Genomic DNA, 11,839 nt, shown 5'->3' on the forward strand with positions numbered 1-11,839 from the left:
GTTTTTGAAACTTGAAACCTGAAACTTTAAACTTTTATATTATAGTGTATTCACGTTATTCAAGTCAGCAAAAGCTTGTTCAAGTCTTGTATTGAATGTTACTTCGCTTTCACGAACCCATCTTCTTGGGTCGTAATATTTTTTGTTAGGAACATCAGCACCTTCAGGGTTACCAATTTGAGTTTTTAAATAGTCAATGTTTTTAACCATATAATCACGAATTCCTTCAGTATATGCAAATTGTAAATCAGTATCAATGTTCATTTTGATAACTCCGTATCCAATCGCTTCTCTGATTTCTTCAAGTGTAGAACCTGAACCTCCGTGAAAAACGAAATCTACCGGGTTAGGACCTGTGTTGAATTTGTTTTGAACGAAATCCTGAGAGTTTTTTAAGATTTTTGGAGTTAATTTTACGTTTCCTGGTTTGTAAACACCGTGAACGTTACCAAAAGCTGCTGCAATTGTAAATTTAGGGCTTACTTTAGATAATTCTTCGTAAGCATAAGCTACTTCTTCTGGTTGTGTGTATAATTTTGAGCTATCAACGTCAGAGTTGTCAACACCGTCTTCTTCACCACCTGTAATACCAAGTTCGATTTCTAGTGTCATTCCCATTTTGCTCATTCTGGCCAGGTATTCTTTACAGATCTCGATGTTTTCTTCGATTGGCTCCTCAGACAAATCGATCATGTGAGAACTAAATAATGGTTTTCCTGTTTCTGCAAAATGTTTTTCAGAAGCATCTAATAAACCATCGATCCAAGGCAATAATTTTTTTGCACAGTGGTCTGTGTGTAAAATTACAGTTGCACCGTAAGCTTCTGCCAAAGTATGAATGTGTTTTGCTCCTGCAATTCCACCAGCAATTGCTGATTTTTCACCTGCATTAGACAATCCTTTTCCAGCGTTAAATTGTGCTCCTCCGTTTGAAAATTGAATGATAACCGGTGCATTAAGTTTTGCTGCAGTTTCAAGAACTCCATTGATTGTGCTGGACCCTGTAACATTTACTGCAGGTAAAGCAAAACCTTTTTCTTTCGCATAATTAAAAATCTCCTGTACCTGATCTCCTGTAGCTACTCCGGGTTTGATATTGTGTGCCATTGTAATTTTTTTATAGTTGTTTTTAGTTTTTAGGTTGCAAAAATAAGAATTAATTAGCATTAGAACGGATAATTTATTCCAAAATTATAAACTACGTGCCCAAAATTGTATTCTTTAAACCATCGGTCTCCCTTGTCATGTGCCGGATTATAAGTCTTAAAGCCTAAATCTAAACGAATAACAAAAAAGCTTAAATCGTATCGTAAACCGAATCCTGTACCTAAAGCAATTTCAGCTAAATCGTTTAAGTTGTTAAATCTTGCCTTCTCATCAATGACATTATCGAGCACATTCCAGATATTTCCGGCGTCTGCGAAGATCGCTCCTTTGACATCGCCGAATATTTTAAATCGGAATTCTGCACTCATTGCAATTTTCATGTTTGCCTCATTAAAATCGTTCGCCGCATTCGTACTTCCGGGACCCAAAGAATAAGGTTGCCAGGCGCGGTTATCGTTTGATCCTCCCGAATAATAACTTCGTGAAAACGGAATATAATTCGAGTTTCCAAACGGAATTGCAATTCCAAAAAAGCTTCTTACCGCCAATACTTGCTCTTTTCCAAAATCCCAATGTTTGATATAATCAAATTCGGTTTTAATATATTCTGAATATTCTAAATTGAATATTTCATAATTGCCATTCGAATTTTTAGGTAAATTTCCAAGACTCGAAATTGCTGATAATAATGTACCTGCAGATTCTATTTTGGTTTTAAACTGATAAAAAGTATTATCAGCAAGATCTTTTTTAGTGGTTTTGGTAAAGGTGTAGCTTGTTGCTAAAATAAAATCGTTTTCAGTTAATCTTCTTCTTCTTTCTTCTATACTTTCTACATCGTTATATTCTGACATTCCGGGTTTTAAATCGGTCTTGTCATTTAATACTTCGCTAGTAAAACCTGTAGTTCCTTTTGGGATCGTTAGATCTTTTCTGTCTTGCTCTTGCGGTTCATCTCCCCAGTTGCTGAGATCAGTATTATGGTCTTTACCAATATTATTTAACTCATTATAAGAAGAAGTATAGACATTAAAATAGTTATTCGGATTTAAATTTCGAACATATTGTGCATTTAATAATTCAAGTTTTGCGGTATTGTTTCGTTTTGGTGACCAATTATAAGCAATTCCGCCTGTAAAGTTTTCTTTATCCAGACCTATATTTCGCTGTTTAGAAAAACCTGCCGCAATGCTGGTAGAAGGAATCATCCTTTTTGGAATAATTTTTTCTGTTCCAAAAGGCATTAGGATTCTCGGGAAATTTAACTTTAAATCGATTCCATATTCTGAAACATTAAAAAAGGTGTTGTTCGGATTGGCCATATCTTTTGAGGAACCAAGATTTAAACGGGTCGAAATCTCAAGGGTTTCGGCTCTGTTAAATACGTTTCTAATGGTTTCAGAAATACTTGCACCAATACCAAAATCCTGAATATTGGAGTGTGTCAAATCAAAAGTAGCTCCAAAACTGTACTTTTTTCTTGGTGTCAGGTAAACATTGGCAATTAAGGATTGCGCTGTTGAATCGCGTTTGTCAACTTCATATTGTATCGAAGGATAATTAAAAATTTTCAGGTTGTTTAAGTATCTAGATGAAAGAGTTGTTCTTGTATCTGAAAAGGTACTTCCTTTATTGATAAAAATAGCATCAGTAATGGCGCGGGGTTTGTATTTTAGTTTTTTAAAACTGTATAAATGAAAATTGTTGTAAGTTGTACTATCAGCAATTTTGGCTTTTGCATTGGCTGCCGAATAGTCGGTGTAGATATTAACATCGCTTATTTTATATAATTTAAAAGGCTCTGTTCTGCTGGAGTCTCTTTCCTGGATATTGTTGTTGTTGATAATTAGAGTTAGGTTTGCTTTGTTTTTCTTGCCAATTGTGTCAATGTCAAAAGTAACATAGGTAGGTTGAAAATAATAAGCACCGTGATTTCTAAAATAGGTTGTAATACGGTTTTTCTCCTCTTCTAAATCAGACGTTTTATACTGTTTTCCTGATTTTAAAAATGAAGGGTCATTGTTGTTTTTGTATAATGAATCCAGTGCCGGAGTCATAATATTGGTTTTGATCGTATCTAAAATATAACCGGGCCCTGTAGTAATAAGGTAGTTTATTTTTGCTTTTTTTCTTGCAACACTATCAATGCTGTAATCGGTTTTAACGTTAAAATAACCACTGTTAAAGTAATAGAACTTTAAGCGTAAAAGAGATTTTTTTGTTTTTGCAGTATCGATAATTACCGGAGGCTCTCCTGTATTTTTTAAAAATTCATTTAATCCTTTGTTTATAAAAGACTGTCCAAGACGATCGACCTGTTTTGCTGAAAGTATTTTGGACCAGCGTTCATATTTACCGGGATGATTCCTGAATTTGGCCTGATAAGTAGAATCGGGGTTTAAGTTGGCTAAATTGTATAAATTTAAACGTAAACGGTACCCCAGCAAAGTACCATTTGGTTTTTGATACATTTGGTTAGATGCTATTTCATCATTAGTAGACTTGCCATTTACAAGAATATTATTTTTAACAAGAAGGTTTTTTCCATCTGGAACTCTTTTTACAGCATCACAAGCGCAAATAAATATTGCTATTAGGATAAATGCTGTTATTTTTGTGGAATTCTTTTTCAAGTGTTCTTAAATATTTAATTCAAAAGTACATTATTTTATGGTTAGTAAAAACCAAATAAAACTTATCTCAGGTTTACATCAAAAAAAGCAACGTTTTGCAAATCAATTATTTTTCGCCGAAGGAGTAAAAGTAATTCAAGAATTGTTGCAATCCAATTTTGAATTAGAGCATTTATATACTACTCTAAGCGATTTTGAAACTGTCGAATCTTCAAAACGAACTTTGATTAATGAACAGGAACTCAAAAAAATAAGCGCTTTGTCGACTCCAAATTCTTGTTTGGCAGTTTTTAAAATTCCTGCCGAAAAGAAAGTAACAGACTCAGGTTTGATTTTAGCTTTAGATGATATTCGCGATCCCGGAAATCTAGGCACAATTTTACGTCTTTGCGACTGGTTTGGTATCAAGCAGGTTGTTTGTTCTAAAGAAACTGTTGATATCTATAATCCAAAAGTTGTACAGGCAACAATGGGTTCTATTACCAGGGTAAATGTAACTTATGTTGATCTGAAAGCATTTTTAACCCAAACAAAACTAACTGTTTTTGGAACCTTTATGGACGGCGAAAATATTTATCAATCTAATTTGCCTCAGGATGGAATCATTATTATGGGTAATGAAGCCAACGGTATTTCGGCAGAGATTGAAAAAATGGTTACAGGCCGACTCACAATTCCGAGATTTGGAGAGCTGCAAAAAACCGAAAGTTTAAATGTAGCTACAGCAACAGCAGTTATTCTTAGTGAATTTAAACGAAATAGTTAAGGATTTGTTTTAATGAAAAGTAAAATTTATTAAAATTGCTCTTGATTTCATCGAGTCAATGTTATCAGTCCATGGGCTAGGTCCTTTTGTGGGATTATCGCGAATTAATTCATCACTAATACCAAACATACCTCTAATCGAAGGAGAGAAGATAAAGTATTCAGAGAAAATATCAATTCCAAAACCCAGTTCATAAGCCGCTGTCCATTGCTTTACCCTGAATTTTCCTTCATTGTTGTCATCCTGTGATTTTGCATTGCTTGATAGATTCAGTGTAGTCGACATTCCTCCAACTAAATACGGACGGATATTTCCGGTACGTAAAGCAGAAAATTTTAATAATAACGGAAAGTGGATATAGGTACTGTTTACTTCTCGCAGATAATCCTTTTCTAACGGTAAATTAGGGTAATACAAATCACGTTTCGTATAATACAAACCTGGTTCAAAACGCAAATTAATGTATTCCTGTAATCTTAAATCGGCCACTACACCTACATTGAAACCAGTAGTTTTTTTTACCTGAATATCAGGACCGGGAGTTTTGTAATCAAATTTAAAGTCGAAACTATTAAATCCCAGATAATATCCAAAATACAGGCGTTGTTTTTGCCAGTTTTCAAGATTAATAATAGGATCCTTGCTAAACATGCTCTTAGCAAATTGAGAATACCCGTTTGTCGTTAAGACTAATAAAATTAAGACTACAATTTTTTTCATACTATTTTTTAGATGCAGAATAAATGGTTGCAACCCCAAAAGTTTGAGGCATGGCTACAACATCTATAAACCCAATTTTTCTTAAAATATTGTTCAGGGCTTCTCCGTAAGGAAATGCTGCCGCAGATTCAGATAGATAGCCGTAAGCTGAATTGTCTTTAGAGAATACTTTTCCAATAATAGGCAGGATGTTTTTGCTATAGAATTTATAACCTTGTTTGTATGGTGTTTTGTCCGGAACGGAGGTTTCGAGAATTACAAATACACCGTTTGGTTTTAAAACTCTTAAGATTTCGGCAAAACCTTTTTCAAGATTTTCGAAATTTCGAACTCCAAAACCAACTGTTATAGCGTCAAAATAATTGTCTTCAAAAGGTATTTTTTCAGAATCCCCTAAAACTAAGTCAATAACATTTGATAATCCTTTTGCATCAACTTTCTTTTTTCCAACCTCAAGCATACCTGCTGAAATGTCTAAGCCAATAATCTTTTCAGCGTTGGTTTGTGTCATTAAGATGGCCAGGTCACCCGTTCCGGTTGCAATGTCAAGGATGATTTTTGGTTTTGTGTCAGAAACTATTTTTAATACTTTTTTTCGCCATTTGGTATCAATTCCAAATGAGATTACACGATTTAAATTATCATAGTTGCCTGAGATGTTATCAAACATTTGGGCAACTTGCTCTTTTTTACCTAAAGAAGAGTCTTTATATGGGGTTATTTTTTCAGACATTTTTTTTATTTACGCAAATATAATACAATCTGACTTAACTGTAATTGGGTTTTTTAATTTGTCTTTTTAAATGTTTAAAAAGGAGGATTTTAATCTTTATTCCGGTAGTTTCTTTTGACCATCCCTAAAAGTAGGTATTTTGAAAATATCCCTAAAAGTGGGTATTGTAAGGTGTGGTTTTTATGGCCAACTTTGTCAAAGTAAAAATGATGAAAGTTTAATGATTGATAGTAATAACAATGACTTAAATCAGATGAGTGTTTTTTTGCACTGACACTTAATTTGTTCTTGTAAATAGTTTTAAAAGTATTATCTGGGGTTAGTACTTAATGTTGAAAGTGTGAAATACGTTCTTAGGATTAAATTTGTTTTTGGAAATTTTAATTTTCTTGCCTTTAATGTCTTAGTGGTATTTGTTATTAAAGGCTCTTTTGAGATTCGTTCTCAAATCTAACATTTATGTTATTCAATTATTCAAATGTTTCTTTGGCATTTGTGATTTTTTTTCCAAAACTATTTCCTGAAAGAGTTATTGTTTTAAATCAGTTGTTTTTAAAAAACACCCTTCAAAAGAGGGTGTTTTTTTATTTTCTAATGTAAGTTTCGTAAGTGTAATCATAAAGATGTTTTTCATCTGTAAAATTTTCTTCAGATTCGACGAGTTGCCATTCATTGAGATTAATGTCAGGAAAAAATGCATCGGCATCAAAAGTATGATGCACTTTGGTTATTTCTATAATATCTGTGTAAGGTAAGCCGATGTTGTAGATTTCTCCTCCGCCAATAATATAAGAATCTTCGTTTTCAGGACAGGCAGCAATTGCTTTCTCTATGCTGTCAACAACAATGCAGCCTTCAGGATGATAGTCATTCTGACGTGTAATTACAACATGAACTCTATTAGGAAGAGGCTTAGGGAAGCTTTCGAACGTTTTTCTTCCCATAATAATATGATGATTAGTCGTAAGCGATTTAAATCTCTTGAAATCATTTGGCAAATGCCAGACTAATTCATTGTTTTTTCCCAGTGCGTTATTTTCGGCTACAGCCGCTATCATTATAATCATGGTAATCTTAAACTAAATTTTATTTTCAGAGTCCTCGTTTATTCTGGAGTCTAACTGACTAATTCTTTTTTGTTGTAAAGCAACCAGTCGGTCAATTTGTTCTCTTTCCCATTTTTTATTCATAAATCTATCCGTAATGTAGACCTTTATAAAATGTAAAATAAAGATAAAGAACCACACCGTGATTCCCCAGATACACCAGTTTTGATCCGTATTGGCACCAAAACCAAAAAATCGATTAGCAATAAATAAAAATAAACTTCCTAAAAGAAAAAGTACAAAATGAAAATATAGAATCTTTTTTTGTCTAAGTCTTCTTCTGGCATATTCGTATTGTTCGTGCACTTCTTTTTCCATAAGATATAAATGAGGTCATAAAGTTAAAATTTATTTTGTAATCACCCTAGCCGGATTCCGGAATATTTCCTTTAAAATGAACTAAGAGTCTGAAATTCAAAATTTAATATGGATTTAATTATTAATATAACTAAAAAAATATTCAGTTTTTGATATTATCACAAATCGGATGTGAAGATATCGAAAGTTCCTGTGAATTTGTGTAATTTAGTCTATAAATCTAAAAACTAAATAGTTATGTCTTTAAAGAAACAATTTATTAAAACGAAGCCCGTAGTTAAAGTTACATTTTCTATAGATGCTAAAGACGCAAGTTCTGCGGCAGTTGTTGGAGATTTTAACAACTGGAATGTTGAAGAAGGAACTTTGAGTAAGTTAAAAAACGGCACTTTTAAAGCCACTTATGACTTGGTTAAAGATGCAATTTACGAGTTTAAGTATGTAATTGATGGGAGTTATGTAAATGACCCTGAAGCGGATTCCTATAAATGGAATGATTTTGCAGGAAGTGAAAATAGTGTTTTAGTAGTATAAAAAAATCCGCTTAAGATTAAGCGGATTTTTTTATATTTTACACAGCAACACTTCCTTTAATGCCAGCATGCGGCTCATAGTCTAAAAGTGTGAAGTCGTTATAATCAAAATCAAAAATGTTTTTAATCTCTGGATTTAAAATCATTTTTGGTAATGGTTTTGGTTCACGTGTCAATTGTAATTCTAATTGTTCGAAATGATTGTTGTAAATGTGTGCGTCTCCAAAAGTGTGAATGAATTCGCCATATTCTAAATCGCAAACCTGAGCAATCATCATGGTTAATAAGGCGTAAGATGCAATATTAAAAGGTACTCCCAGAAATATATCAGCACTTCGCTGGTACAGCTGACAGGATAATTTTCCTTTTGTTTCGCCTTTTTCCAAGTCAGGACTGGTTACATAAAACTGAAAAAAAGCGTGACAAGGAGGCAAGGCAGCTTTATTGTTGGCTACATTTTCTTCAAATGATTTTTTAGTATCCGGTAAAACCGAAGGGTTCCATGCAGAAACTAACATTCTGCGACTGTTTGGATTTGTTTTTAATTCAGTTATCAATTCAGAGATCTGATCAATTTCTTCACTATTCCAATTGCGCCATTGATGACCGTAAACGGGACCTAAATCTCCATTAGAATCTGCCCAGGCATCCCAAATTTTAACTCCGTTTTCCTGAAGATATTTTATATTGGTATCACCTTTTAAAAACCAAAGCAGTTCGTAAATAATAGATTTTAAGTGTAATTTTTTGGTTGTAACCATTGGGAAACCTTCACTTAAATCAAAACGCATCTGGTAACCAAAAACACTTTTTGTTCCGGTTCCGGTTCGGTCTCCTTTCTGACAACCGTTTTCTAAAACATGTTGTACTAAATCTAAGTATTGTTTCATTGTTATTTAATCGTTTAATTGTTTAATCGTTGATTTGTTTATCGATTTAACGAATAAACGGTTGAACGATTAACCAGTTGAATCTATCTTTTTGAGATTTCATCTCTAATTTTAGCGGCTTTTTCATAATCTTCCTGGGACACAGCCTGATCTAAAAGCTCGTTTAATTCCTGTAAGCTATGTTTGGCATATACATCTCCGGACTGATTGGTTTCTTCTTCGTGGCCAAAAGTTTCGGGATTAGAAAGTACATCGTCGATTTCCTGAGAACCCTGATCTGTTTCTGCAGTGTTCGATTTTAAATAAATACCGGCTTTGTCCAGGATATTTTTATAAGTAAAAATCGGAGCGTTGAAGCGTAATGCCAAAGCAATGGCATCTGAAGTTCTCGCGTCGATAATTTCTTCGATTTTATCCCTTTCGCAAATTAAACTCGAATAAAAAACACCATCAACAAGTTTGTGAATAATGACTTGTTTTACAACTATGTCAAATCGTTCCGCAAAGTTTTTGAATAAATCGTGCGTTAAAGGACGAGGAGGTTTGATTTCTTTTTCTAAGGCAATAGCAATCGATTGGGCTTCAAAAGCGCCAATAACTATTGGTAGTTTTCTTTCACCGTCAACTTCATTCAAGATTAAGGCATACGCGCCATTTTGAGTTTGACTGTATGAAATTCCTTTTATAGATAATTTTACTAGACTCATATATGTGGGTAAAAAAGGGCAGTTAATGCCTCATTTTAATACTTTTTTTGATTGGAAAATAAAGGTGCAATTTTAATCAAAAAATATGGAACAAAAAAGCCACCTAAAACAAAGATACGATTATCTTGTTTTTAGGCAGCTATATTTTTATAGAGAATTTTTTGAATTAAGAATGTTGAGCTTTGAAAGCTTTTAACTTCTCAGTTAATTTAGGTACAATTTCAAAGGCGTCTCCAACGATACCGTAATCAGCCACTTTAAAGAAAGGAGCTTCCGGATCGCTATTGATAACCACTTTTACTTTTGAAGAGTTGATCCCTGCAATGTGCTGGATCGCACCTGAAATTCCAATTGCAATATATAAATTTGTTGCTACCGGTTTTCCTGTTTGTCCAACGTGTTCGCTGTGAGGTCTCCATCCTAAATCAGAAACAGGTTTAGAGCACGCAGTTGCAGCGCCTAATACTGCTGCTAAATCTTCAACTAATCCCCAGTTTTCAGGGCCTTTTAGGCCACGTCCGCCAGAAACTACGATATCAGCATCAGCGATAGATATTTTTCCGCTTACTTTTTCTACAGATTCTACTTTTACTCCAAAGTCGTTATCTCCAATAGACGGATTAAAATCTTCTTCGGTTGCAGATCCTGCACTTTCAAAAATTCCGTAAGAGTTTTTAGCCAGTCCAAGAACTTTTACATCTGTATTGATTTCGGTAATGTTGAAGGCTTTGTTTGAGAAAGCATTTCTTTTCACCTGAAAAGGAGAAGTGCTAACAGGTAATCCAACCACATTTGATGCGAAACCGGCATTCAAAGCCACCGCCACTAATGATGAAAGATAAATACTGTCTGTAGTTGAAGAAAGTAAAACTACTTTTGTTCCTTCTTTATCGGCAGCTTGTTTGATAACATCGGCATAAGCCTTAGCGGTAAAACCTGCTAATTTATCGTTTGTTACTTTAAGTACTTTATCAACTCCGTATTTAGATAACTCACTTACATCGCTAATGTTTATAGTCAAAGCGGTTACGGTTGTTCCTAAAGTCTCTGCTACTTTTTTAGCGTAAGAAGCTAATTCAAAAGCAACTTTTTTAAATTTTCCTTCTGCAGATTCTGCATATATTAATATTGACATAATTTTTTGTTTAGAAGTTTAAAGTTTCAGGTTTAAAGTTTCAAGTTCGAAAACTGAAAACGGCGACTGAAAACTGATTACTAGATTACTTTTGCTTCGTTGTGTAATAAATTGATTAACTCGTCTAAATTATCAGGAGAAACTAATTTCACTGCTGATTTAGGGGCTGGTTTTTCAAATTTCACCGCTTTTGTATTTACAGGAGCGTCAACTGGCTCAAGGATAGTAAGTGCTTTTGTTCTTGCCGTCATAATCCCTCTCATGTTTGGGATACGAAGATCTTTTTCTTCAACAAGACCTTTTTGGCCGCCAATGATTAATGGAAGAGTAGTGCTTACTGTTTCTTTTCCGCCATCGATTTCACGAACTGCTTTTACATTATTTCCGTCAACAGTGATAGCTGTACAAGAGTTTAAAAAGTTAGAGCCTAAAATTCCGGCAATCATTCCCGGAACCATTCCGCCATTGTAATCAAGAGACTCTTTTCCTGCAATTACAAGATCGTAGCCTCCGTTTTTAATTACTTCAGCCAATTGTTTTGCAACAAAAAATCCGTCAGTTGGATTTGCATTTACACGAATTGCTTCGTTTGCGCCAATTGCCAGGGCTTTACGCAATGTTGGTTCAGTATCCGGGCCTCCAACGTTTACAACGGTAACATTTGCACCTTGTTGCTCCTGAAACCAGATAGCACGTGTTAAACCAAATTCGTCGTTAGGATTAATTACATATTGTACACCATTGGTATCAAATTCCGAGTCACCATTGGAGAAGTTAATTTTTGAAGTAGTATCAGGCACATGGCTGATGCAAACTAGTATTTTCATAAGTATATATTTTGAATTTATAATATGCTTTTACAAATTTAGAATTTAATTTGGAATAATTATACTATGCATGCATAATATTTTTTAAAACTATTACGATTTCGAAGATCGTGAAGTTTATATGCCTTTTCATTGTCATTGAAAAGAGATAATATACTCATTTCTATTGATTCTTAGGAATTTTGCAAAGCAGAGATCTTCGACAACTGTTAAACTTCGGGTCTGTTTATACTATTTTCCGCATTATTTCGTTTTAAAGAAATAATTTTATGAAATCAAAATTAAACAAAAAGAGTTGAGTTTGTATGATAAGTGGTTTAGGGGCGAAATAATAGCTATTATATCGATTTCGTAATTATCACAA

Annotated in this window: 12 protein-coding genes; 2 read left to right on the plus strand and 10 right to left on the minus strand. The window is 33.8% G+C overall.

Annotation, left to right across the window (positions count from 1 at the left end):
- Positions 1–39: 39 nt before the first annotated feature.
- Positions 40–1,107 carry a class II fructose-bisphosphate aldolase gene (fbaA, locus tag ACHRWY_RS06995; protein ID WP_395353539.1) on the minus strand — a complete coding sequence of 356 codons (1,068 nt, stop codon included), beginning with the start codon at positions 1,105–1,107 and terminating at the stop codon, positions 40–42.
- Positions 1,108–1,166: 59 nt separating this feature from the next.
- Entirely contained in the window at positions 1,167–3,740 is a 2,574-nt protein-coding gene (locus ACHRWY_RS07000; RefSeq protein ID WP_395353540.1) for a BamA/TamA family outer membrane protein, read from the minus strand.
- A gap of 37 nt (positions 3,741–3,777) precedes the next feature.
- Between ACHRWY_RS07000 and ACHRWY_RS07005 the strand changes: the two genes are divergently transcribed.
- Positions 3,778–4,506, plus strand: coding sequence for a TrmH family RNA methyltransferase (locus tag ACHRWY_RS07005; protein WP_395353541.1), 729 nt, complete (start codon positions 3,778–3,780; stop codon positions 4,504–4,506).
- 9 nt (positions 4,507–4,515) lie between these two features.
- Here the strand turns inward: ACHRWY_RS07005 and ACHRWY_RS07010 are convergent, their stop codons facing one another.
- The 4 genes from ACHRWY_RS07010 to ACHRWY_RS07025 form a co-directional block, all read right to left on the minus strand.
- Positions 4,516–5,226 carry a porin family protein gene (locus ACHRWY_RS07010; protein ID WP_395353542.1) on the minus strand — a complete coding sequence of 237 codons (711 nt, stop codon included), beginning with the start codon at positions 5,224–5,226 and terminating at the stop codon, positions 4,516–4,518.
- Position 5,227: 1 nt separating this feature from the next.
- Positions 5,228–5,959 (minus strand): bifunctional demethylmenaquinone methyltransferase/2-methoxy-6-polyprenyl-1,4-benzoquinol methylase UbiE, encoded by a 732-nt coding sequence (gene ubiE, locus ACHRWY_RS07015; RefSeq protein WP_395353543.1) that lies wholly within the window; start codon positions 5,957–5,959, stop codon positions 5,228–5,230.
- Positions 5,960–6,543: 584 nt separating this feature from the next.
- Positions 6,544–7,026: a dihydrofolate reductase gene (locus ACHRWY_RS07020; RefSeq protein WP_395353544.1), complete on the minus strand. Its 483-nt coding sequence runs from the start codon at positions 7,024–7,026 to the stop codon at positions 6,544–6,546.
- Between the two features lie 12 nt (positions 7,027–7,038).
- A complete protein-coding gene (locus tag ACHRWY_RS07025) occupies positions 7,039–7,383 on the minus strand; it encodes a 2TM domain-containing protein (RefSeq protein WP_395353545.1) in 345 nt (114 codons plus the stop codon).
- 237 nt (positions 7,384–7,620) lie between these two features.
- On the opposite strand from ACHRWY_RS07025, the gene ACHRWY_RS07030 reads away from it, so the two are divergent.
- On the plus strand, positions 7,621–7,917 hold the full coding sequence (locus ACHRWY_RS07030; RefSeq protein WP_173970880.1) for an isoamylase early set domain-containing protein: 297 nt from the start codon (positions 7,621–7,623) through the stop codon (positions 7,915–7,917).
- A gap of 37 nt (positions 7,918–7,954) precedes the next feature.
- On the opposite strand, the gene ACHRWY_RS07035 is transcribed toward ACHRWY_RS07030, so the two are convergent.
- The 4 genes from ACHRWY_RS07035 to ACHRWY_RS07050 all read right to left on the minus strand — a co-directional run bounded on the left by ACHRWY_RS07035 (position 7,955) and on the right by ACHRWY_RS07050 (position 11,475).
- The gene (locus ACHRWY_RS07035) at positions 7,955–8,806 is read right to left on the minus strand and encodes a thymidylate synthase (RefSeq protein WP_395353547.1); all 852 of its coding nucleotides are present in this window, start codon (positions 8,804–8,806) and stop codon (positions 7,955–7,957) included.
- 83 nt (positions 8,807–8,889) lie between these two features.
- Entirely contained in the window at positions 8,890–9,513 is a 624-nt protein-coding gene (locus tag ACHRWY_RS07040) for a bifunctional nuclease family protein (protein ID WP_059114911.1), read from the minus strand.
- 166 nt (positions 9,514–9,679) lie between these two features.
- On the minus strand, positions 9,680–10,648 hold the full coding sequence (locus tag ACHRWY_RS07045) for an electron transfer flavoprotein subunit alpha/FixB family protein (RefSeq protein WP_395353548.1): 969 nt from the start codon (positions 10,646–10,648) through the stop codon (positions 9,680–9,682).
- Positions 10,649–10,728: 80 nt separating this feature from the next.
- Positions 10,729–11,475, minus strand: coding sequence for an electron transfer flavoprotein subunit beta/FixA family protein (locus ACHRWY_RS07050; RefSeq protein WP_071636150.1), 747 nt, complete (start codon positions 11,473–11,475; stop codon positions 10,729–10,731).
- Between the last annotated feature and the right edge of the window lie 364 nt (positions 11,476–11,839).

It is taken from the genome of Flavobacterium sp. FlaQc-48 (assembly GCF_044007335.1).
Lineage (GTDB): Bacteria > Bacteroidota > Bacteroidia > Flavobacteriales > Flavobacteriaceae > Flavobacterium.